The 21,943-nt window shown below is 35.5% G+C and carries 21 protein-coding genes, 4 tRNA genes, 1 pseudogene and 1 riboswitch; of the genes and pseudogenes, 13 read left to right on the top strand and 13 right to left on the bottom strand.

The window, feature by feature from the left end; genetic code table 11:
• Positions 1 to 162: 162 nt before the first annotated feature.
• The 3 genes and pseudogenes from PSA_RS24280 to PSA_RS02910 all read right to left on the bottom strand — a co-directional run bounded on the left by PSA_RS24280 (position 163) and on the right by PSA_RS02910 (position 2,701).
• A pseudogene (locus PSA_RS24280) lies at positions 163 to 546 on the bottom strand (hypothetical protein).
• Positions 547 to 568: 22 nt separating this feature from the next.
• The gene (gene deoC, locus PSA_RS02920; protein WP_042151937.1) at positions 569 to 1,339 is read right to left on the bottom strand and encodes a deoxyribose-phosphate aldolase; all 771 of its coding nucleotides are present in this window, start codon (positions 1,337 to 1,339) and stop codon (positions 569 to 571) included.
• A 666-nt stretch (positions 1,340 to 2,005) separates the two neighbouring features.
• Entirely contained in the window at positions 2,006 to 2,701 is a 696-nt protein-coding gene (locus PSA_RS02910; RefSeq protein WP_127924236.1) for a hypothetical protein, read from the bottom strand.
• A 458-nt stretch (positions 2,702 to 3,159) separates the two neighbouring features.
• Here PSA_RS02910 and PSA_RS26750 point away from each other — a divergent pair, with 458 nt between their 5' ends.
• Both PSA_RS26750 and PSA_RS02905 read left to right on the top strand, forming a co-directional pair.
• Complete coding sequence (locus PSA_RS26750) at positions 3,160 to 3,291, top strand: hypothetical protein (protein WP_269432760.1); 132 nt, start codon at positions 3,160 to 3,162, stop codon at positions 3,289 to 3,291.
• Positions 3,292 to 3,458: 167 nt separating this feature from the next.
• Entirely contained in the window at positions 3,459 to 3,725 is a 267-nt protein-coding gene (locus PSA_RS02905) for a hypothetical protein (RefSeq protein ID WP_042151927.1), read from the top strand.
• 77 nt (positions 3,726 to 3,802) lie between these two features.
• On the opposite strand, the gene PSA_RS02900 is transcribed toward PSA_RS02905, so the two are convergent.
• Positions 3,803 to 4,864: a potassium channel family protein gene (locus PSA_RS02900; protein ID WP_042151925.1), complete on the bottom strand. Its 1,062-nt coding sequence runs from the start codon at positions 4,862 to 4,864 to the stop codon at positions 3,803 to 3,805.
• A gap of 124 nt (positions 4,865 to 4,988) precedes the next feature.
• A riboswitch (cyclic di-GMP riboswitch) is annotated at positions 4,989 to 5,086 on the top strand.
• A gap of 81 nt (positions 5,087 to 5,167) precedes the next feature.
• Positions 5,168 to 6,925 (bottom strand): DUF885 family protein, encoded by a 1,758-nt coding sequence (locus tag PSA_RS02895; RefSeq protein WP_042151922.1) that lies wholly within the window; start codon positions 6,923 to 6,925, stop codon positions 5,168 to 5,170.
• Between the two features lie 296 nt (positions 6,926 to 7,221).
• On the opposite strand from PSA_RS02895, the gene PSA_RS02890 reads away from it, so the two are divergent.
• The 11 genes from PSA_RS02890 to PSA_RS02840 all read left to right on the top strand — a co-directional run bounded on the left by PSA_RS02890 (position 7,222) and on the right by PSA_RS02840 (position 17,082).
• Complete coding sequence (locus tag PSA_RS02890; protein WP_042151920.1) at positions 7,222 to 8,229, top strand: diguanylate cyclase domain-containing protein; 1,008 nt, start codon at positions 7,222 to 7,224, stop codon at positions 8,227 to 8,229.
• A gap of 186 nt (positions 8,230 to 8,415) precedes the next feature.
• On the top strand, positions 8,416 to 9,171 hold the full coding sequence (gene ubiE, locus PSA_RS02885) for a bifunctional demethylmenaquinone methyltransferase/2-methoxy-6-polyprenyl-1,4-benzoquinol methylase UbiE (protein ID WP_042151917.1): 756 nt from the start codon (positions 8,416 to 8,418) through the stop codon (positions 9,169 to 9,171).
• A 49-nt stretch (positions 9,172 to 9,220) separates the two neighbouring features.
• Positions 9,221 to 9,829, top strand: coding sequence for an SCP2 domain-containing protein (locus tag PSA_RS02880; RefSeq protein ID WP_042151915.1), 609 nt, complete (start codon positions 9,221 to 9,223; stop codon positions 9,827 to 9,829).
• Positions 9,830 to 9,878: 49 nt separating this feature from the next.
• Positions 9,879 to 11,483, top strand: a complete 1,605-nt coding sequence (ubiB, locus tag PSA_RS02875; RefSeq protein ID WP_042151912.1) for a ubiquinone biosynthesis regulatory protein kinase UbiB — start codon at positions 9,879 to 9,881, stop codon at positions 11,481 to 11,483.
• Between the two features lie 73 nt (positions 11,484 to 11,556).
• Positions 11,557 to 11,793: a Sec-independent protein translocase subunit TatA gene (tatA, locus tag PSA_RS02870; RefSeq protein WP_042151909.1), complete on the top strand. Its 237-nt coding sequence runs from the start codon at positions 11,557 to 11,559 to the stop codon at positions 11,791 to 11,793.
• A gap of 2 nt (positions 11,794 to 11,795) precedes the next feature.
• On the top strand, positions 11,796 to 12,113 hold the full coding sequence (gene tatB, locus PSA_RS02865) for a Sec-independent protein translocase protein TatB (RefSeq protein ID WP_042151908.1): 318 nt from the start codon (positions 11,796 to 11,798) through the stop codon (positions 12,111 to 12,113).
• On the top strand, positions 12,103 to 12,861 hold the full coding sequence (tatC, locus tag PSA_RS02860) for a twin-arginine translocase subunit TatC (protein ID WP_042151904.1): 759 nt from the start codon (positions 12,103 to 12,105) through the stop codon (positions 12,859 to 12,861). The genes tatB and tatC overlap by 11 nt, the downstream gene beginning before the upstream one ends.
• Positions 12,862 to 13,335, top strand: coding sequence for a hypothetical protein (locus PSA_RS02855; RefSeq protein ID WP_042151901.1), 474 nt, complete (start codon positions 12,862 to 12,864; stop codon positions 13,333 to 13,335). It begins immediately after the preceding gene.
• Positions 13,336 to 13,361: 26 nt separating this feature from the next.
• A complete protein-coding gene (locus tag PSA_RS02850) occupies positions 13,362 to 15,245 on the top strand; it encodes a diguanylate cyclase (protein WP_052380231.1) in 1,884 nt (627 codons plus the stop codon).
• Between the two features lie 9 nt (positions 15,246 to 15,254).
• On the top strand, positions 15,255 to 16,268 hold the full coding sequence (gene hemB, locus PSA_RS02845; protein WP_042151898.1) for a porphobilinogen synthase: 1,014 nt from the start codon (positions 15,255 to 15,257) through the stop codon (positions 16,266 to 16,268).
• Between the two features lie 349 nt (positions 16,269 to 16,617).
• On the top strand, positions 16,618 to 17,082 hold the full coding sequence (locus PSA_RS02840) for a hypothetical protein (protein WP_042151893.1): 465 nt from the start codon (positions 16,618 to 16,620) through the stop codon (positions 17,080 to 17,082).
• Positions 17,083 to 17,226: 144 nt separating this feature from the next.
• On the opposite strand, the gene tuf is transcribed toward PSA_RS02840, so the two are convergent.
• The 8 genes from tuf to murB all read right to left on the bottom strand — a co-directional run bounded on the left by tuf (position 17,227) and on the right by murB (position 21,884).
• Entirely contained in the window at positions 17,227 to 18,411 is a 1,185-nt protein-coding gene (gene tuf, locus PSA_RS02835) for an elongation factor Tu (RefSeq protein ID WP_059364727.1), read from the bottom strand.
• A gap of 115 nt (positions 18,412 to 18,526) precedes the next feature.
• Positions 18,527 to 18,602 (bottom strand) — tRNA-Thr (locus PSA_RS02830).
• A gap of 12 nt (positions 18,603 to 18,614) precedes the next feature.
• A tRNA-Gly gene (locus PSA_RS02825) sits at positions 18,615 to 18,689 on the bottom strand.
• A 45-nt stretch (positions 18,690 to 18,734) separates the two neighbouring features.
• A tRNA-Tyr gene (locus PSA_RS02820) sits at positions 18,735 to 18,819 on the bottom strand.
• Positions 18,820 to 18,881: 62 nt separating this feature from the next.
• Positions 18,882 to 18,957, bottom strand: a tRNA-Thr gene (locus PSA_RS02815).
• 143 nt (positions 18,958 to 19,100) lie between these two features.
• Entirely contained in the window at positions 19,101 to 19,817 is a 717-nt protein-coding gene (locus PSA_RS02810; protein ID WP_042151880.1) for a type III pantothenate kinase, read from the bottom strand.
• A 4-nt stretch (positions 19,818 to 19,821) separates the two neighbouring features.
• On the bottom strand, positions 19,822 to 20,835 hold the full coding sequence (gene birA, locus PSA_RS02805) for a bifunctional biotin--[acetyl-CoA-carboxylase] ligase/biotin operon repressor BirA (protein ID WP_042151877.1): 1,014 nt from the start codon (positions 20,833 to 20,835) through the stop codon (positions 19,822 to 19,824).
• Positions 20,832 to 21,884 carry a UDP-N-acetylmuramate dehydrogenase gene (gene murB / locus PSA_RS02800; protein WP_042151874.1) on the bottom strand — a complete coding sequence of 351 codons (1,053 nt, stop codon included), beginning with the start codon at positions 21,882 to 21,884 and terminating at the stop codon, positions 20,832 to 20,834. The genes birA and murB overlap by 4 nt, the downstream gene beginning before the upstream one ends.
• Positions 21,885 to 21,943 lie beyond the last annotated feature (59 nt).

Genomic DNA, 21,943 nt, shown 5'->3' with positions numbered 1-21,943 from the left:
AGTTTGAATCATAGAAAATATTACAAATTACTTGATTATGAGATCATCATTTGAATTTGTATTATTAAGCATAAACATGCCTATTTAGTGCATTTTATTTGTAATTGAGTAGATATAAATAAGAACTATAAAAATAGCCCTTATAGTGAAACAATTATAAAACTAAATAATCTGACTTTTTAATAACGATTCTAATGTTAATGAGATCATTTCATTAAATGATGTTTCACGTTCTTGTGCAGTTGTTTGTTCGCCCGTGCGAATATGGTCTGATACAGTCAATACACATAATGCATTTACACCATACTCTGTAATTAACTCTTTAGCATAAATGGATCATGATGGAATACCCATGCTAGAACCCATTACTGATACTCTTAATTGTTCACCATTTTTACTCGTGTAATAACCAGTAAAACCAAGCATGTTTCGTACATTATTAACCTGTTTTACATCAGTTAAAAAAGTATCAGCGATATATTTTGCTCTTAATGGATCGCCTGGAAATAATACTGTTTGTGCAAAATCATCGGAAGCTGCATTGATATAGGAGTTGCATCAGCTTCCCTTAGTAACTATTTGATTGAACTTGATGTTCAACTTCTAAAGTTGATAATAAATCAGCTAATAAACTAGATGCGCCAAACCTAAAGTGTCTGGCATTAATCCAATCTGAACCCATGATTTTTACTGCTAAGTCTAAATACTCTTTTGCGTCACTTGCCACTCTTACGCCACCAGCAGCTTTAAAGCCCACGTTAGGTTTTTTATTTTTTATCACATTAAGCATGATGTCAGCTGATTCTAAAGTAGCATTAATTGATACTTTGCCAGTGCTCGTTTTAATAAAGTCAGCACCGGCATCAATTGACAGCTCACTGGCTAATTTAATTAACTCAGACGTTTTTAGCTCACCTGATTCAATTATTACTTTCAGTAAAACATCATCGCCACAAGCTTGTTTACACGCCGATACTAAATCAAAACCTACTTGAGAATTACCAGCCATTAAGGCGCGGTAAGGAAAAACAACATCAACTTCGTCAGCACCCAAATCAACTGCTTGCTGTGTTTGTGTAACGGCTGTAGCAACATCATCATTACCATGGGGGAAATTTGTAACTGTCGCTATTTTAATATTTGATGCTTTAAGGTTTTTTAGTGCTTCTTTAGCAGCTGGAATAAATTGCGGGTAAATACAAATTGCGGCAGTTTCACCTACGCTCGTTTTAGCTTGCTGACAAAGTGAAGCAACGATTTCATTGGTATCGTTATCGTTTAAGGTTGTTAAATCCATTAATCCAAGTGCAGTTTGTGCAGCAATTTTAAGATCAGACATGAGGTTCTCCAATAGTTTTAAATAACGAACATAGGAGAGAAAATACAAATAACCAAAGATGTTATTTAGAATATAAGAGGACTAATAGTTCACTCTGCTCCTAAGAACGATAAGAGTGGACTTGGTTCCTTGAAGACTTTGCTTATTTATCGCCAAAACTATGGCAAGCAAATTTAAATCCATTTATACCGCATGTTATTTATATAAATTTATGGTAAATATTTAATAACAGCAGCCCTATTACAATAGATTATTGTTCAAAATTCAAGCTTGACAGCTACTTTTAATGATTAAGAACATATTTGTTTTTAATTGCATAGAATATATGAGCAAAGTAAACCACTGCTGCGACCTAAACGAAATACTAAAAAATAAATGCCTATCAGTTTTTAACTAACAGGCATCATTTTAGTAGCTTAAACGACTCTTTTTATTCAATAAAATACACCTTATTCTGTAAAGTCTTCTTTATAATTTTTATAAAAACTCTCACACAAAGAAGCCATCCAATTGGAAAAAATAATATACAAAATAATGAGCTCTGAAACAGTTCCGAGGATTTTATCAAATTTTGCTTTCTAAAATACGCTAAAACAGATATTAAAATCACTGTAATCACTAAATAACCGACAAAAACTTCATTTATTGTTAGCATTAGCTAAATCCTTAGTTTGAGACTCTTACACATTTGTTATTTTTATCACAAATGATATCCGTTATACTTCCTGAACCTCCCCCGCCACCAGTTAATCTAGACATAGTTCTGACATAGGTTACACCAAATCTAGATGCGGCATTCAAAAAAACACTAACTTCCGATATTGTAGTGAAGTTCATAAGGTTATCTTTTTGCTCTTGGGCTTCCTTTTTTGTTACAGGTATATCATTTCCATTTTCATCTTTCATATCAATTAAAATAAACTCTACCTCGCCTTTAGAGTTTATTCCTGTGATAGCTATAGTTCCTTTCATTCCATCAGAAAATTCAATGCTAGCAGTTATTTTAACGTTAAATACTTTACCAGCTATAGCAGCAAGCGAGCCTGTGTATAATGACCAATGACTTCCAAACGTTTGACTTTGATTGTAGTATTGAATGACATTGCTAAAGTTAGCACTTACACCAATGACATCGTAGCCACTGCCAACTACTGAGTCAGGAACAACACGATCTACATTAAAGAAATCATGGATGCCATTTATTGCATTTTTTACCTCATTAGCTCTTTGTATATCACTTGATGAAGATTCAGTTAAAACTAACCCCCCTCTACTTTCATACCCAGGTTCAAATGGCTCAATATCCACCCTATATGTTCTCAGTTCCGCAGTAAATGGGTTTAATGTTTTTATCGTAGTCATACCAGGTTCAACTACAGCTTTTGCTGTAAATAGAAAACTAGTATCATTTTGTCAAGTTGTACATACTTTAAGAACTGATGATGCTAAAGTGGTATTCGAAGTCAATAGTAGAATAAAAAAACTTAAAATTTTTTTCATTATTTAATTCCTTTAATTAATTTAGATTATCAAATCATTTGATAAGCAATCATTATAATCTTATTTTTGAAATACCTCCAAGCAAAAATACGCATAAAGGGAACTAATTTAAACCCCATGCAGCTAGCCAACGCTTTTTAAGTTCGAAAAAAGGTGAGCCAACCTACATTTGTTTTTGCTTTTAGAACAATAGAACACTATTGTAATTTGAGCAAATTTAACCTCACTTATATATTTCTACCTTGCATTCAAACCTTCTTGTACTAGCCTTATATGTGTTACTAGGAATGGTACTTATAATGTAAATACAAGGAGGTTACATGGCTACAGAAAGAAGATTAGATCACATTTCATATAATGATCATTGGCTTGACTTATCAATGGCTCAAAAAGCATCGGTTAATGAATTATCTCGTTTTGATTTAGAGTTCGTGCGCGCTTCAGGTGAATAGAAGCTTGCTTTTACTAGCTTAGATAATAAGTACGCTAGCATTAATGAAAACGTTGAGATTACAATGAACTCCGACCAAATGGTCAGAAATTGAACTAGACTTTTAGTGCCATAATAAATATCATACCACATTAGAATTATAGCAATAATTAATCAGATGAGGGTTATATGACAGCGCTGTCAAAATATAATGCAGAAGCATCTATTGAAGAACGTCGGAAGCCCAATTACATATCTGATTCTGATGAAATATGGAATATTCTCACTTTAGCGCAAAAAGTCGCCCTTAATAAGTTAAACCAATTTGGTTATCGCTTAGCTTTTACCCGTGCATCAGACGGGACTTACTTAGCCATTGCTATTTGTGACGAAATGATTGCCACGATTGATTTTGAAGGGGAAGTAAACCTTAGCCCTAAAATAAAAATCAGATAGCATATTACTTAAACATATAATTTAAAATGAAATTGACTATTTTAATACCCTAAGTCAATTTCATCATGTCAATAATACTAAATATCAGACCAGTTCACTTCGCTAGTCAACAATCTACTCTCAGAAATATAATGCAAAATATTACCATTTTTAATTTCATAAGCTAATTCAGGATTTAAAGTTAAATTATCACCAATACGATTATCAGCAACGCCTAATAAAATAGCATTATGCTGATGTTTAAAATAATGAAAAACCTTTTCAAAATTAAGCGTATTAGATAATTTAGGCACCTCAATACTAAATTGTGTATCGCCAGTAAGTGTAGATAATAGCTCTTCCTGAACACGACTTGAGCCAGGATCTTGCATTGAACGTACTAAAATCTCCGCTGATTTAGAACTGCTGCACTCAACATTAATACAATGCTCTCGAAGCATTTCTATTTTAGTTTCATCAATGAAATAAGCGCAAATATGACTTTCTGCTTTAACAATACGGCTAATACGTAACGCAGTCGTAAAAGTTTGATCGTCATCTTTACCATCTATAATCACTTTATCTGCTTTATCTAAAGCAACACGATTAAGCTGTTCAATATCAGTAAAGCTCGTTAGCTTTGCAAAATCCACTTGTGGATTTTCTATAAATGGATGTGTCATTTCATCCATAACCACCAACAAAATTTGTCGTTGCTCTCGTTTATTATCAGCCAATATATATTGAATCATTTTAGCTGTTCGTGTCTTGTGCCAGCCAAAAATAATAATGTGGCCATCATAATGAGAATAATTTTTATCGCCTGTCATCGCTTTTTTTATCAACTGTGTAATTGTTTGCCCTGTCTTTCCTAGAAAGACCCCAAAAAGTGCCAACCCAATAGGAATTTGCCCAAGTGCAACAAACCACTTTCCTAAGTCTGTAACTGGACTGAAGTCACCATACCCAACGGTTGAGGTTGTTACTATGTAATAATAAATAAAATGATTAAATGAAATCAGCTCTTTTTCATTCGCCATGCACAATAAAAGCCAAGTAAAAAGAACATGCGCTAAAACAGCAAATAAAACTGTAGGCCAGCTTAACTGGTCTATATGGTTACGAACCTTAGATAAAAACTTTTTAAATAACAAATGCATTGATTCGGTTAGCTTGAATGAGATTAATAGTTAGGCTACTAGAAGAGTTAAAAAGAATCAATTTATTACAATTAATACCATGACAGTTTTCAGTTCACCGACTAGACTAAAAGAGAACTGTTTAAGTAAGTAAAGGCAAACTTAGTGAAAACTAAGGACGCAAAGCTATCGATCTAAGGGTTAGTTTTATTTATTAAGGCCTATGATTGCGATGCCGCCAACGATAACAGGTCGGGGGCTTTTGGCTGCTTCGTTTACTTCTCCTAATATGAAGCAGCCATATTTATACTTCCCAATTGAGAGTTATTTAAGCTTAGTTTCTGTAATATATAAAGCGATTTGCTGCTCTAATATAGACAAAGGTACTGAACCATTTTTCAAAATTTGATGGTGGAATTCTCTTACATCAAACTTATCACCTAAACTTTCTTCTGCTTCTTTCCGTAAACGCTTAATAGTTAACTCACCAATTTTGTATGATAGAGCTTGTCCAGGCCATGAAATATAACGATCCGTTTCAGTTTTTACATTATGCAAAGACAATGCTGTATTGTCTTTCATGAAATTCATCGCTTGCTCACGACTCCAGCCAAACATATGCATGCCTGTATCAACAACTAGCCTTGCTGCACGCCACATCTCATAAGTTAAACGGCCAAAGTTACTATAAGGATCTTGATAAAAGCCAACTTCTAAGCCTAACCACTCAGAATATAAACCCCAGCCTTCACCAAAAGCAGAAATATAAGCATTTTGTCTATAGCTAGGTAGATTTTCTAGTTCACTATTAAGTGAAATCTGTAGATGATGACCCGGTACTGCTTCATGTAAAGTTAACGCTTCTAATACGTATAAAGGGCGTTTATCTAAGCCATATGTATTTACCCAATAATAACCTGGCTGATCATCTCGACTTGGACCAACATAACGACCTGTAGTGTATTTAGGTGCGATACTTGCCGGAACCGGCGCTACACCATACGGGGTGCGTGGTAAGGTATGGAATAATTTAGGTAACTGAGCATCTATTTTTTTAGAAATAAATGAGGCTTCTTTTAATAGTGCTTCAGGTGTTTTTGCATAAAACTGAGGGTCTGTACGTAAAAACTCTACAAACTTAGCAAAGTCACCTTCAAAACCCACTTGTTCAATAATTACCTGCATTTCAGCGCGTATACGTTTAACTTCTTTTAAACCTAGCTGATGAATTTCTTTTGGAGACATCTCAGTTGTAGTGTAATGCTTCGCTCTATTGGTATAAAATGACTCACCATTTTCAGTAGTTGAAACACCAATTTCATTTCTCGCTGCAGGATAATACTCTTGAGTGAAAAAAGCTTTGTAATCTTGGTAGGCTGGAATCACTTTTGCCTGAATAATTTTTTTAGCTTGTTGCTGTAAAGATGCAAATTCAGCTTTATCTAAATTTGCTTTATTTTCTTTAAATGGTGCATAAAAGCTAGATTGCTCAGGATCATCTTTAATAAAAGTTGTTATCGAATCTTCATAACCAACAAGTACAACTTTAGGTTGTGTAAAGCCAACTTCAATGCCTTTTTTCATCCAAAATATATTTTCAGAAAAATACCTAGGCATATCTGCAAGGCGTTTCAGATATAAATCGTAGCCTTGCTTATTTGAAAAATCCGATCGAGAAATCAAAAATGACATAGATGAATGAAAACCAAATTCAGAGGTCAATGGCATATAATGCGCATTGAACCGATATTCATCTAATGTATTTTGAACTTGAGCCTTAATAATTGCCAAGTTGATTTTATTATCCGCATTCATTAACTCAGGATCGAGTGCATTTAATTGGGCTAATAAAGCTGAGAAGCTTTCATTTTTTGCTTTTAAAAACGCTGGCGATAAATCGGGTAAAAAGTGATTATCAATGCCTTCATTAGCACTATAGGTATCGATACTTTTACGGTAATCTACAATTTTTTCAGCTAGCTGAGTAAAACTATCATTTGGGTTTGATGCAGTCAAATTGCAGCCAGTTAAAGCAACCATCAACGCACCAGCGATTAATGTTTTATTAATTATTTTTTTCATCTTCACTCTCAATTATGCTACCAATACATTAAGGCTAACCCAAATAAAAAAGCGAACAAAGAAAAATACGATATAAACCCACATTTTAAGATACAAACACAAAGTGAGGCATAATTACCGAAATAAAGAGCGTGTGGGTTAATAAACTCCCACTTTATTCTGGTTTTATATAATTATTAGCTAAAACTATTCCAATATAATCAAATTTGTTTTTTAATGGTAAAATAACTCATGGATTGAGGTTTGTTTTCTTATTTAGCTGAGGAACAGCTACGAATTTTATTGATTGGACAATTATGAAGTACCATGATTCCATGGCTAAAGCGCAAGATAAAATGACTCAGCTTTGCCTATTTTTAGAAGAACATAAACTCGCTCCCCATCCGATTAATTATCATGTGGCATATGCTTATATTTCCGCAGATAATGCAGAATTAAACAAAGACATAGAACGTTCCATTGCTAATAAACAGCAACTTGATGATTTTATCCTTGAGAGTTTTTATCAACGCCATTTATCTCAAGAACACAAGTCTCAAGACTTGTTAATAAAAGGTGTTACTGAGGTTGTTAATAATATTGAAGCTTCAACAACGGAGGGCAATCAAGCGATAAACCAATATATAGCTCAATTGGATAGTTCTCTTTTATCGATAGATGAAAATAACCTAACACAATCTCGTCAGGTGCTATCAAGTATTATTGATGCCAGTTATAAACTCAAAACATCACAGTTAAAATTACAAGATAATTTACTGCAAGCACAAACAGAAAATAAAAAGACTAAACAGAAACTACTCTCTTTAAAACAAGCAACACATAAAGATCCTTTAACAGGATTATTTAAGCAAAATTATATGGCTGAACAAGCCCAATTATGGATAGATGAAAATAAATCCCTGTGCGCTATCAATATTAGCATAGATGATTTCAATGACTTCAGTCGTAAATACGGTCATATTATTAGTGATGTTGTACTTAATAAAATAGCTTCAAAGGTAAAGTCTTATGTACTCGAAAGCGGTTTACCCGTGAGAACAAAAAAAGAAGAATTTTTAATTATTTTACCTGAAGTAGAGTTAACTGCAGTCACTGAAATAGCAGAAAAAATGCGAAGTGGTGTAGAAAAACTACGCTTTGTCAGTTCAAGAACAGGCCGTAGATTACCCACAATCACAATTTCTATGGGTATTGCTGAAATATCTCCAAGAGAAGAACTCAATAGCTTAACCCATAAGGTGCACTCAGCTACTGAGCAAGCAAAACAAGCAGGGAAAAATACAGTGATTCAATTCGCTGACTAATCAAACAAATTTATGAGAACAAAAATCAAACTGTTTTGTTCTCATAACTATCTTTAAATTTTATATTACCTACTCTCAATCATACATCCTATATTGTCCTTAGCCATCAATCTTAGGCTAGCATGGGTATACATAATCAAGTAAACTATCAAAGATAATATCTCTCGCATTTGATAGGGAAAAATGATGAAACAAACTCAAGACAACACCACTCACTTTGGTTATAAAACGGTCAGCAAGCAAGAGAAGGTTGGCATGGTTGCCGACGTTTTCCATTCTGTTGCTGCAAAATACGATATTATGAACGATTTGATGTCTATGGGTATTCACCGTCTTTGGAAACGTCAAACTATCGCCAGTTCAGGTGTGAGAAAAGGTCATAAGATTCTAGATTTAGCTGGCGGTACCGGCGACTTGACATCTAAGTTTAGCCAAATTACCGGTGAAACGGGTCAAGTTATTTTAGGTGATATTAATGACTCTATGCTTAAAGTCGGTCGTGAGAAATTAAGAGATCAAGGCCGAGTAGGTAACATCGAGTATGTACAATTAAATGCTGAAGCATTACCTTTCCCTGATAACAGCTTTGATATTATTACAATTGCATTTGGTTTACGTAATGTTACTGATAAAGATAAAGCCCTGGCCTCAATGTTTCGCGTATTAAAGCCAGGAGGTCGTTTATTAGTGCTAGAGTTTTCAAAGCCTGACAATGAGCTTTTAACTAAAGTTTATGATTTTTACTCATTCAACGTTTTACCAAAAATAGGCTCTGTTGTGACTAACGACAGTGAGTCATATCAATATTTAGCTGAATCTATCCGTATGCATCCAGATCAAGAAACATTAAAAGGCATGATGGAACAAGTTGGTTTTGAGCAAACAAGCTACCAAAACTTAACTGGCGGCATAGTAGCCCTACATCGTGGTTTTAAATACTAAGCTAAATTTTTAGGCGGGGAAACTCGCCTTTACTTTCTAGGGAATCAATATGCTATCCCAGCTCATTATCGCCTTAATCGAATCAGTGTTAAATCAAGCGATAAAATTATCGCCTCAACTTCACACTAGTTTAAGTGCAATCAAACACAAAACATTACAGCTAAACATTAAAGATTGGCAACAAGCTTTCATCTTATTATATACCGGCGAAAAGTTTATAATTTTAACCACAGATGAAAAACAAGCTGACTGTATTATTTGCGCAAGCATAGACACCTTATTAGAACTTAAAGATCCAGCAAAAATCACCAAATTAATTAGAGAAAATAAACTTGATTTAGAAGGTGATATTCAATTAGCACAAGCTTATAGCAGTGCATTCTCAAAAATAGAGATAGATTGGCCTGAACAGCTATCTAGTTATCTAGGTGATGGCATGAGCCATAGAGTGACACTTGGTGTTAAAACCTTACATAGCCAACAACAAAAATTAGTAGAGAAACTCAAGGCTACAACAGCACATACACTACAAGACGAACTTAAGGTAGCGATGCACCCTATTGAACTTACCATTTTTAAAAATGACAATAGGCAACTGACCAGTGATCTAGATGTATTAGAACACAGAATTAATATTTTGATGCAAAGCGTTAAATAACTAAATTTGACCACAGAGATACGCTCTCTACTATGAAAGGAAATAGACTTTGCGGATTGCCCGATTATATAAAATAATCCAAACCTTATTACACTTTGGTTTAGATGAACTAATCCCAAAACATGTTCGCCCTTGGTTTTATACGCCATTACGCCTTTGCTTTTTTTGGTTGCAAAATAAACATAAAGACAAAAGTGCTGGGCATAGATTACGATTAGCACTACAAAGCTTAGGTCCAGTTTGGATCAAGTTTGGACAAATGCTTTCTACTCGTAGAGATTTGCTATCCGATGATATCGCTAAAGAACTCGCATTACTGCAAGATCAAGTGTTACCTTTTTCTGGTGAGCAAGCACAAAAATTAATTGAAAACGCATTAGATTTAACTGATATCGCTGACTTATTTGATGACTTTGATATTCAACCGTTAGCATCAGCTTCTATAGCCCAAGTGCACACAGCTAGGCTTAAAGAGCAAGACAGTGAAAGTCATGACATCGTCATTAAAGTAATTCGTCCTGATATTGCGCCTATCATTCATTCAGATCTGAAATTGATGCAAGATCTTGCTGTGCTTGTCAGTAAATTCATTCCAGATGGTAAACGTTTAAAGCCAATTGAAGTCATTAAAGGCTATAAAAAAACGATTTTAGATGAGCTTGATTTGTTACGGGAAGGCGCGAATGCCATGCAACTTAAGCGTAACTTTGAAGGCTCAGACTCACTTTACGTACCCCATGTTTACAGCGACTACAGCAGAAAAAATATATTAGTAATGGAGCGTATTTATGGTATTCCAGTATCTGATCTTCCCGCATTAGAAGCACAAAATACTAATATGGCCTTGCTTGCTGAACGTGGTGTTGAAGTATTTTTCACTCAAGTATTTCGTGATAGTTTTTTTCATGCCGATATGCACCCAGGCAATGTATTTGTTTCAAGAGAAACACCTGAGAACCCTAAATATATTGGTATAGATTGCGGCATTGTTGGCACATTAAATAAAGAGGATAAACGCTATTTAGCTGAGAACTTTATCGCATTTTTTAATCGTGACTATCAAAAAGTGGCTCAGTTACATGTCGATTCAGGCTGGGTGCCAGCAGATACCAGCATTGAAGATTTTGAGTTTGCGATCCGTACCGTATTAGAGCCTATTTTTCAAAAGCCACTTGCTGAAATATCATTTGGTCAAGTATTGGTAAACTTATTTAATACCGCGCGACGCTTTAACATGGAAGTACAGCCGCAATTAGTATTACTACAAAAAACACTACTTTATATTGAAGGTTTAGGCCGTCAACTTTATCCGCAACTCGATTTGTGGAAAACAGCCAAACCTTTCCTTGAAAAGTGGGTAAAAGAACAAATGGGCCCTATGTCGGTTTTAAAACAAATTAAAACCAACTTTCCATTTTGGGCTGAAAAATTGCCAGAATTGCCAGATCTTATTTATTTGAGTTTAAAGCAACAAAACAGGCTACAAAATACAGAAAAAAAAGCGCCAGATCAAAAACCCTTAATGCTAGCTATGGTATCGTGTACTGGGTTTATTGTTACGACCTTGCTCTTTATTGCACACAAAGAAATAGAAGCAATTATTAGTGGCAGCATTGCCTGCTTTAGTTTTATTGCAGCTTGGCGTAAACTTTAACTTATAAACAGCAAAATTTTGCGTCGTAAAATCTAAACAAATTAAGTTATTAATATTTTAAGAGGAATGTATTATGGGTTTTGGTGGAATTGGTATTTGGCAGCTATTAATCGTATTAGCCATCATCGTGCTTTTGTTTGGTACAAAGAAATTAAAAAATATTGGCGGTGATTTGGGTGGCGCTATAAAAGGCTTTAAAAAAGCGGTTTCGGATGAAGATAAAAAAGCAGAAGCTGAATCAATCAATCATCAGGAAAAGCAAGAAAGCACAAGCTCTGATGTACAAGCTAAAGAAAAAGATAAGGCCTAACTATGGGCGCTTGGGAATTGGTTATTGTTTTTATCGTGGGTCTAATCGTTTTAGGCCCTGAGCGCTTGCCTGTAGCAATACGCACGGTAAGCCGCTGGATTAAAGCAGCCAAACAATTTGGTCAGTCTGTACAGTCTGAGATAAATGAAGAGCTGAGAGTCCATGAGCTTCATAACAACTTAAAGGAGGCTGAAGAGAAAGGCATGAAAAATTTATCGCCAGACCTTCAAAGTTCGCTAGATGAACTAAATCAAGCAGCCCAATCTGTCACCCATAGTTACAAACAAACAGATACTAAAGAACCTAAAAATGACAAATGAGAAAGACGCTTCACAAAGCCAGCCAGGATTTATTGGCCATCTGGTTGAGTTAAGAAATAGACTGGTTCATGCCATTTTATCTATTTTGGTAATATTTATTGGCTTAGTATACTTTGCCAATGACATTTACAGCTTTGTTGCAGAGCCTTTGATTTCGACCTTACCACAAGGTACGAGCATGATAGCAACAGATGTGACTTCACCATTTTTTGCCCCTTTTAAACTTACGCTGTTTGTGTCACTTTTTTTAGCTTTTCCATTTATTTTGCATCAAATTTGGGGTTTTATCGCACCAGGTTTATACAAAAATGAAAAGCGCATGCTGATACCAGTGCTAATTTCAAGCATTTTACTCTTTTACTCAGGTATCGCCTTTTGTTACTTCATCGTTCTGCCTATTATTCTTGGTTTTTTTACAGGGGTAGGTCCAGATATGATGACTTTAAGCCCTGATATAAGTAGCTATTTAGGGTTTGTTTTAAAATTATTTTTTGCATTTGGCATAACATTCGAAATTCCTGTTGCAATTATGTTACTGTGTTGGAGTGGTGCAACTGATGTACAAAGCTTAAAAGAAAAACGTGCATACATAGTTGTTGGCGCTTTTGTTGTAGCGATGTTTTTAACACCACCAGATATTTTATCTCAAACATTACTAGCGATTCCAATGCTCGCGTTATTTGAGTTAGGCCTAATTTTGGCGTCATTTAGTAATAAAAAACAAGAACCGACAGAACAAGAGAATTAAATGAAAAAACTAACATTATCATTATTAATGCTATTATCAGCTAACAGCTTCGCTCAAGATATCAATACTCAAGCATTAAAAGCTTGTAGTATGGTTGAAAATGACTTTAAAAGACTTGTGTGTTATGACCAAATAATTGCAGGGAAAAGCATTGATATATCAAATGCTAAACCCCCTGTCATGGTTGAACAAAGTAAAGCTATAAATAAAGAAGAAAAGTTTGGCTTAGAGCATAAAAATATCTCTGCTAACTCAGATTCAGAACAAATAGCACTCGTTAAAAAAGCGAAAAAATCCCCTCATGGAGAGCTTGTTATTACACTTACTAACGGTCAAGTTTGGCGTCAAATAGGCACCGATAATTTTAGAGTTAAAGCCGATAATGAAGTGACAATTATGCGCGGTGCTTTAAATTCATTTTTATTGAAGAAAATGGGGTCAAATAAAACAATCCGAGTTAAACGTGTAAAATAAGCCCAATGCGGCAAAAAGGAATGAGTATGCCAAAATATTTGCTTGCCACATTGTTTATACTGTTATCTTTTTTACAATCAAACAGTTTATGGGCAAGCAATATTTATATCAATGCACAGTTTAGTTACCAGCACCCTATCAATTATTTATACACCACCTCTGAAAACTCTATTGAATCAGCTCAATTAAAACAAGAACATCTATGGCAAAAATCTCTAGATGGGCAGATAAATTTAGGCCTACAAAGTAAAGCCGTATGGATGAAATTCAACTTAACTAATAATACTGATGAGATAAAAAAAATATTTGTAGTACTAAGCAACCCGTTAATTGATGAGCTTTCTCTTTATCAGCTCACAAATAAAACGGTAATTCAGCATCATACTATTGGCGATACTCAACCGCTATCAAGCCGAGCAATTAAAGATGAAGCTTTATTATTTAGCATATCTTTAGCTGCTAATAGTAGTAATAGCATTTACTTGAAAGCCCAAAGCAAAGGCGCTTTAAAACTTCCTCTTAGCATATGGACACCTGAGCGATACGTGCAATATAAAAGTAAACTAAACTTACTAACTGGTCTACTTTTAGGTTTTTTATTAGCATTAATAATAAGTAATTTCCTCATCAGTATGCTGACTAAAAACAGTTTATTTTTAATGGGCAGTTTATATATTACCTGTCTTTGGGCTATATTGACTGGCTATTTTGGGCTCAGTTATCGCTACTTCAACTTTGATGCTTTTTGGTTACAACAAATAAATATATCAGCCTTATTTTTATGCGCTGTTACACTGTTAAATCCAATTACTTCCAAGTTATTAAAACTAGCCCAGGCAGATAAACTACAATTCAAAATATTGAGCATCTCCTTTAGCTTAACTTTCATTATGATCTTCTTGAGCCCTTTGTTTAGTTATTCAAACAGCTTAATAGTGAGCTTCACCATAGGTTTAATTAATATGAGTGTTTGCTTAGTGATTACAAGTTTTCATATCATAAAAAAAGCAAAACATGCCAAAACTGTATTCGCCTATCAACTGCCTATTTTCTTAACTTTGCTGCATGGTATTCTATTATTTAATGGGCATATATTTTCAGCCATAATAATAAAGCCAATTTTGATTGTTTGTTTCTTAATGAGTAGTTTTATTGTTTCCTATTTATTAATTGTTAAATTTATTACGCAACGAGATGAGAAGGCGCAGCAACAGCACCTATTAATTGCTGAAGTCAGAGCGAAAGATGGATTATTAGAAGAAAAATTAAAAATCCAAAATCAAGCTCAGCAAGACCTTGAATCAAAAATTCAAGAGCGTACTTTTGAACTCGAAATAACCCTTAGAGAACTAGAAGAAAAAAATAGAGAATTAGAAGAAAAAAATACCCACGATGCATTAACGGGCATCCGTAATAGGCTCTACTTTGACAAAAAACTCGCAATGGAATTTAGACGCTCTCGAAGAGAGCAAACAGCGTTAGCCATTTTAATGTTAGATATTGATCACTTTAAAATTATTAACGATTCTCTTGGGCATTTAGCTGGCGATGAAGCGATTAAGTTTGTCGCAAGCACCATTAAAGAATGCCTTCAACGCCCTTGTGACGAAGCATGTCGATATGGTGGTGAAGAGTTTGCAATAATTTTACCTAGCACACCGACAGATGGCGCTATCGCAGTTGCAGAGTCTATAAGAGAGAATATTGAAAAAGCCAAAATACATACATCTGCAGGTATAATAGAGATGACGATTAGCGCAGGAGTGTATAGTGCGATTGCAGAGCTAAATCGAGATCCAAATCAACACACTGCGTTAGCAGATAAAGCATTATATCAAGCAAAAGAAACTGGTCGAAATAAAGTATCATCAACCTCAGAACAGTTTGTAAAAACAGATAATCCACAATAGGTAATACACATGGCACAATCAGGTTTAGATTTATTCCCATATTCACGCATGCGCAGAATGCGACGAGATGACTTTTCACGTAGTTTAATGAGTGAAAATACTTTAACAGTTAAAGATCTGATATATCCTGTTTTTGTATTGGAAGGAAAGAATCGCCGTGAGGCTATCGAATCAATGCCTGGTATTGAACGTATTTCAATTGATTTACTAATAGAAGAAGCCAAGCAACTATCTCAGCTAGGTGTTCCGGCTATTGCTATCTTCCCCGTTACACCAAGTGATAAAAAGTCACTTTTAGCCGAAGAAGCTTATAATCCTGATGGGTTAGCTCAAAGAACCGTTCGTGCATTAAAAGCTGAAGTACCTGAGATTGGCGTGATCACAGATGTGGCACTAGACCCTTTCACTGTACACGGTCAAGATGGCATTATTGATGAGCAAAGTTATGTGATTAATGATGTGACAACTGAGGTATTAATCAAACAAGCGCTTTCACATGCTCAAGCTGGAGCAGATGTTGTAGCGCCATCAGATATGATGGATGGTAGAATTGGTGCAATACGTGAAGCGCTAGAAGAAGCTGGCTATATACATACACGTATTATGGCTTATTCCGCAAAATACGCATCAAGTTACTACGGACCATTTAGAGATGCGGTAGGCTCTGCTGGCAATCTTAAAGGTGCAGATAAGAAAACCTACCAAATGGATCCTGCAAACTCAGATGAGGCCTTAAGAGAAGTCGCATTAGATTTACAAGAAGGTGCTGATATGGTTATGGTGAAGCCAGGTATGCCATACCTTGATATTGTACGTCGTGTTAAAGATGAATTTGGCGTCCCAACTTTTGCCTACCAAGTAAGTGGGGAGTATGCGATGCATATGGCTGCAATTCAAAATGGCTGGTTAGCTGAAAGACCTTGTATTATGGAGTCTTTATTAGCATTTAAACGTGCAGGTGCTGATGGCATCTTAACTTATTTCACTAAACAAGTTGCTATTTGGTTAAACGAAAAGAAATAAGCTAAACAACGCCCCATATTTATTTCTCCGTAACTGTTCAGATACCATGTTACGGAGAGCCTAAATTTTTATTTCATGATAAAGCAAAGATCAAACCATAACATATACAGCAAATAGCAATGCATATCCCAGCCTTCATCATATAGAAACTTCTGATCTGATTTTTAAACCAAAAATCATAAAAAAACCGAACAAAATACGTTGCTGTCATACCAAAAAATGCAAACAATAAAATATAAATAAAATTTAAAATCACATCACACCATTCAATTAAAATACATATATTGGAAACTTATAATCACATTTAATATGATACAGTTAAATATATTTTTCAAATAGGTCTTTTTCCATGAATTTAAAACATCTTAGCTTAGTGCTACCATTTGCTTTTGCTTTAACCGCTTGTCAAGATGAGCAAAAAGCACCAGCTGAAGCAGTAGAAAAAACACCAACTACCCAAGTGGATAATCACCATAAAGAAAAACTTGAAGCTATTACTGCTGGAAGTTTAAATGAAAAAAAATCTGAACTTCAGGCTTTCATCGCTAATAAAGAGTGTGATACTTCAAATCAATGCCAAGTAATCGCAGTTGGCAGCAGAGCATGTGGTGGACCAAGCCAATATGCTATTTACTCAAATAAGGCGGTAGATTCAGACAAAGTACAAACTTTAGCAGCTAAAATTACAGTTGCTGAAAAAGTTTTTAATGAAAAAAATAAAATGATGAGTATTTGTCAGCACCTAGAAGAACCCGCTGCACAATGTATTAATAATACATGTACAAAAAGCCTAAGAAACGGTGATATTTATTAGCTTACAGTGAAAGCTAGGTGTTTTCTATAAGTTACGGAATGTACTTCTCCTAAGCTGTATTTTAAACTCACAGCATCAAATTTCAGGCATTAAAAAAGGCCGCGTAAGCGACCTTTTTTGATAACAATTAGAATTAACTAATTATTATTCTATTATGCTAGCAACAACACCAGCGCCTACAGTACGGCCACCTTCACGGATAGCGAAGCGTAAACCTTCGTCCATCGCGATTGGACAGATAAGTCCAACAACCATCTTAACGTTATCACCAGGCATAACCATTTCTACGCCTTCTGGTAATTGAACATCACCAGTTACGTCAGTTGTACGGAAGTAGAACTGTGGACGGTAACCTTTGAAGAATGGAGTATGACGACCACCTTCATCTTTTGAAAGTACGTATACTTCAGACTCAAACTTAGTATGAGGCTTGATAGTACCTGGAGCAGCTAGTACTTGACCACGCTCAACGTCTTCACGCTTAGTACCACGTAGAAGTGCACCAATATTCTCACCAGCACGACCTTCGTCTAGAAGCTTACGGAACATTTCAACACCAGTACAAGTAGAAACTGTAGTTTCTTTGATACCAACGATTTCAACTGAATCATTTACATTGATGATACCAGCTTCAACACGACCAGTTACAACTGTACCACGGCCTTGGATTGAGAAAACATCTTCGATAGGCATGATGAAATCTTTATCGATGTCACGCTCTGGCTCTGGAATGTAAGAATCTAGTGCTTCTGCAAGCTCAACAATCTTATCTTCCCACTCTTTCTCGCCTTCAAGCGCTTTAAGAGCAGAACCAGCGATTAGTGGTAAATCATCACCTGGGAATTCGTATTCTGAAAGAAGTTCACGAACTTCCATTTCTACTAGTTCAAGTAGCTCTTCATCATCAACCATGTCACATTTGTTCATGAAAACGATGATGTAAGGAACGCCAACCTGGCGTGAAAGCAGGATATGCTCACGAGTTTGTGGCATAGGACCGTCAGTTGCAGCTACTACTAAGATAGCACCATCCATTTGAGCAGCACCAGTGATCATGTTTTTAACATAATCGGCGTGACCGGGACAATCTACGTGTGCGTAGTGACGAGTTGGAGTATCGTATTCAACGTGAGAAGTTGAGATAGTGATACCACGTTCTCTTTCTTCTGGCGCGTTATCGATTGCAGAGAAATCTTTAGCTTCACCACCGTATACTTTTGCAAGTACGTTTGTGATTGCTGCTGTTAGAGTTGTTTTACCGTGATCTACGTGGCCAATTGTACCAACGTTAACATGCGGTTTTACGCGTTCAAACTTTTCTTTTGCCATGACGGAACCTATCTGTATTATCGAAATGATTTATTAAAAGCTAATTATAAACAAGCTTGATTAATTTTTGAAATATAAAGACAAATTAAAGGAAGTTTTTTAGAGGTTTTTAGACTGGTGCTGATAGGCAGATTTGAACTGCCGACCTCACCCTTACCAAGGGTGCGCTCTACCAACTGAGCTATATCAGCAACACAAGAACTTGGAGCGGGCAGCGGGAATCGAACCCGCATCATCAGCTTGGAAGGCTGAGGTAATAGCCATTATACGATGCCCGCGATACAAACCTGTATGAAGCGACCTAATAACCGTCGTGATAAAAGTGGTGGAGGGAGGTGGATTCGAACCACCGAAGGCTGAGCCGTCAGATTTACAATCTGATCCCTTTGGCCACTCGGGAACCCCTCCACGAAACTGTTCATTAACTATCTTTTAGCCTAGAAGAAAGCAACACTTAAAGTGTTTTGAAATGGTGCCGACTAACCGAGTCGAACGGTTGACCTACTGATTACAAGTCAGTTGCTCTACCAGCTGAGCTAAGTCGGCACATAATACTTTATATAAGCATTGTTCTGCTTGAGTACGGGGCAGGATTCTAGAGCAAGGTTCAAAATGATGCAACCCTTTAATTAAAATAATTTTAATTTTTTGATTGTTTGTTGAATCTTTAGGCAAAAACGAGCAAAAATCTAAGAGTTAACTTCATTTTGATACCAAACAAGCAAACCTTTAAAAATAAGGTCATTGCTATAGATAGCTTGTTGATTTAACTCTAGCGGCATTTGATCTTTTAATAACATGCCATAACCCCCTGCAAAAACTAATAGCGGCTCATTATCTAAAAGAGAGATAGCATATTGAATTGCGCCTAATGTTGAAATCAAACAGCCATTCTTTAACGCTGCAGGTGTATTGACACCAAATTCTGCTTTAAAAGGTGTTTTTTCATCTACAAATACTTTTTCAGCTCTAGAGGCAATAGAGTCCACCAATAAATCTAAACCAGGTAAAATCCAACCGCCTAAATGCTGCTTTTTGTGATTCACAATATCTACTGTTGTTGCGGTACCTGAATCAATAATAATAACGTCTCTATTTTCAGATGTAAGCTCATTTGCACACGCCAATACAACTAACCAACGGTCTATGCCTAATGTTTGATAGTTTGCATAGCCACAACTCACACCTGCACACTCTTTAGCTACCACAGCTTTATAGATAGGAATACTTTTTCTTTGAGCAACCTCAATTAGAACTTCAAGCTTTTTAGTCGTTGCAACATGGGAGTAAATAACATTGCTTATCACTGACCAATCCAAATCTTCAAATGGACAAAGCAAAATTTTAGAACCATCAAATAACGCAGTTTTAAGGGCTGTATTACCAACATCAACTAATAATATCATGACATTAATTTACCTTTCTTAAAGATATTTCACCGCCAAAATAAGTATTTACTTCGCCATCTTGCCTTATTTTAATGCCACCTTGTGCATCTATTCCCTCACAAATGCCTTGCCAATTACGTTTACCTGTTGCCAATGTGACTAACTGCTCTTGAAAGGCATGTAATTGATTCCACTCTTGGTGCATGTTTAATAATCCAGTTTGACGATATTCCTCTAATCTTACTTCTAAACAATGTGTTAATTGAGCTACCAATTTGTTTTTATCTATCACATCTGTATTAGAGTTTAATAAAGACAGATCGGTCCAAGGTTGATCGATTTGATCGCTATAGGTTTGCGGCATTTTAATATTCAAGCCTATGCCTATCACTAATTTACATGGTCCTTGAGGTTGACCATCAAGTTCAACTAATACGCCTGCAAGTTTTTTATTATCAAACAAAATATCATTCGGCCATTTTAATTGTACTTCAATGCCATATAGTGCTTTTAAAGTATCATAAACAGCTAACCCCACTACGATACTTAATCCCATAGCAGCCTGTAGACCGTCATCCAATAACCAATAATAGCTATAGTATAGATTGGCACCAAAAGGTGATTGCCAAGTACGCCCTCTTCGCCCCCGACCTGCTGTTTGCATCTGAGCAACAATGACAGTCCCTGAAGCTAAGGTTTCACCTGATTGTATGCGTCTCATTAATTCACTATTAGTTGAATCAATAACTGGATGAACTTCTAATTTACTTTCTCTTGATGCCGCTAAGCGGTATTGGTCTAATATTTTTTGATGATTAAGTAGATTAAGTTCATTACTCAAGCGGTAACCTTTACCTGATACTTTAAATATATCTAAACCCATGTGTTGTAATGACTGAATATGTTTTGCCACTGCTGCACGACTTATATTTAGCTCGTCTCCTAAAAGTTGACCCGAGACAAACTTGCCAGTAGTTGCTTGTGCTTGCTCTAAGTAATTTAAAATAACTAATTTATTACCTTGCGGCGCCTTCATGACTGTCCTTCAATAAATATGTTATGTAAGCCTACCTTACACTCACCGTTTGTATTAATGATCCTAACTTCATGCTCTAATTCAACAGAAAATTTTTCTCTTATGGTTTTTTGAATTGTTAAGATCATTTTAGTGATATCATCACCCGTGCTATTCCCATGGTTCAGTAGTACTAATGCTTGAAGAGGGTTTACTTCTATTCCTGCAACTCTAAAACCCTTTAATTGAGCTTTGTCTATTAACCAACCTGCCGCTAATTTAAATTCATTCACATTGTGAGTATTCAAACCTACGGGATAATTTGGGATATCTGGATACGCTTTTTTTAAGTCAATTAATTGTGTTTCTTTAATAATTGGATTTTTAAAAAAACTGCCAGCATTGGGGATTTTGTTAGGATCGGGTAGTTTTTCTTGTCTTATCGAAACAACTTGTTCAAAAATTGATTTTGCATCTTTAGCGTTATTACCGGTAAGTGATACCTGCTTTAGTGGCCCGTAACTTAACTCTGGCAGCCATAATTTGTTAAACTTAAAGCCAACCTCTGTAATAATAAATTTTTTATTTAATTCGTCTTTAAATATAGACTCTCGGTAAGCAAACTCACACTCTTCATTGGTTAAAGTATAAAAACGATTTTGGTTAATATCATAGCCAGTTACATATTCAATAAATTGCCTGACTTCTACGCCATAGGCACCTATATTTTGTACTGGCGCGGCACCCACTGAACCAGGGATTAAAGCGAGATTCTCCAAGCCTAATATATTATCAGCCAATGTAGAGCATACTAACTCATGCCAGTTTTCACCTGCAGATACGTTTAAATATATAAATTCATTATCTACTTTTTTCTCTATACCTTTATTTTTCATAGAGATAACTAAACCAGAATAATCATTTAAAAAAACAGTATTACTTCCTTCACCTAAAATCATAAAAGGAACATTAAAATCAATTTGAGTTAATTGTTCTGCTTTTTCTATCTCGATTATATCTCGTGCCATAACAGGCAAAGCAAAAGTGTGGCGTGATTGAAGCGATAGCAATAGAAAGTCTCTTTTTTATGCTAATTATAATAGCAATATCTTACCGTAAACTATAAAGC

It is taken from the genome of Pseudoalteromonas sp. '520P1 No. 423' (assembly GCF_001269985.1).
In the GTDB taxonomy this organism is placed as follows: domain Bacteria; phylum Pseudomonadota; class Gammaproteobacteria; order Enterobacterales; family Alteromonadaceae; genus Pseudoalteromonas.
The sequence above is the reverse complement of the archived record's forward strand: the minus strand, read 5'-3'. Positions and strand labels throughout refer to the sequence as shown.

What these genes read in the sequence shown, in the direction of transcription:
- deoC (WP_042151937.1), bottom strand. Translation starts at nt 1,339, where the DNA reads ATGTCTGATCTTAAAATTGCTGCACAAACTGCACTTGGATTAATGGAT.
- PSA_RS02910 (WP_127924236.1), bottom strand. Translation starts at nt 2,701, where the DNA reads ATGACTACGATAAAAACATTAAACCCATTTACTGCGGAACTGAGAACA.
- PSA_RS26750 (WP_269432760.1), top strand. Translation starts at nt 3,160, where the DNA reads ATGGCTACAGAAAGAAGATTAGATCACATTTCATATAATGATCATTGG.
- PSA_RS02905 (WP_042151927.1), top strand. Translation starts at nt 3,459, where the DNA reads ATGACAGCGCTGTCAAAATATAATGCAGAAGCATCTATTGAAGAACGT.
- PSA_RS02900 (WP_042151925.1), bottom strand. Translation starts at nt 4,864, where the DNA reads ATGCATTTGTTATTTAAAAAGTTTTTATCTAAGGTTCGTAACCATATA.
- PSA_RS02895 (WP_042151922.1), bottom strand. Translation starts at nt 6,925, where the DNA reads ATGAAAAAAATAATTAATAAAACATTAATCGCTGGTGCGTTGATGGTT.
- PSA_RS02890 (WP_042151920.1), top strand. Translation starts at nt 7,222, where the DNA reads ATGAAGTACCATGATTCCATGGCTAAAGCGCAAGATAAAATGACTCAG.
- ubiE (WP_042151917.1), top strand. Translation starts at nt 8,416, where the DNA reads ATGAAACAAACTCAAGACAACACCACTCACTTTGGTTATAAAACGGTC.
- PSA_RS02880 (WP_042151915.1), top strand. Translation starts at nt 9,221, where the DNA reads ATGCTATCCCAGCTCATTATCGCCTTAATCGAATCAGTGTTAAATCAA.
- tatA (WP_042151909.1), top strand. Translation starts at nt 11,557, where the DNA reads ATGGGTTTTGGTGGAATTGGTATTTGGCAGCTATTAATCGTATTAGCC.
- tatB (WP_042151908.1), top strand. Translation starts at nt 11,796, where the DNA reads ATGGGCGCTTGGGAATTGGTTATTGTTTTTATCGTGGGTCTAATCGTT.
- tatC (WP_042151904.1), top strand. Translation starts at nt 12,103, where the DNA reads ATGACAAATGAGAAAGACGCTTCACAAAGCCAGCCAGGATTTATTGGC.
- PSA_RS02855 (WP_042151901.1), top strand. Translation starts at nt 12,862, where the DNA reads ATGAAAAAACTAACATTATCATTATTAATGCTATTATCAGCTAACAGC.
- PSA_RS02850 (WP_052380231.1), top strand. Translation starts at nt 13,362, where the DNA reads ATGCCAAAATATTTGCTTGCCACATTGTTTATACTGTTATCTTTTTTA.
- hemB (WP_042151898.1), top strand. Translation starts at nt 15,255, where the DNA reads ATGGCACAATCAGGTTTAGATTTATTCCCATATTCACGCATGCGCAGA.
- PSA_RS02840 (WP_042151893.1), top strand. Translation starts at nt 16,618, where the DNA reads ATGAATTTAAAACATCTTAGCTTAGTGCTACCATTTGCTTTTGCTTTA.
- tuf (WP_059364727.1), bottom strand. Translation starts at nt 18,411, where the DNA reads ATGGCAAAAGAAAAGTTTGAACGCGTAAAACCGCATGTTAACGTTGGT.
- PSA_RS02810 (WP_042151880.1), bottom strand. Translation starts at nt 19,817, where the DNA reads ATGATATTATTAGTTGATGTTGGTAATACAGCCCTTAAAACTGCGTTA.
- birA (WP_042151877.1), bottom strand. Translation starts at nt 20,835, where the DNA reads ATGAAGGCGCCGCAAGGTAATAAATTAGTTATTTTAAATTACTTAGAG.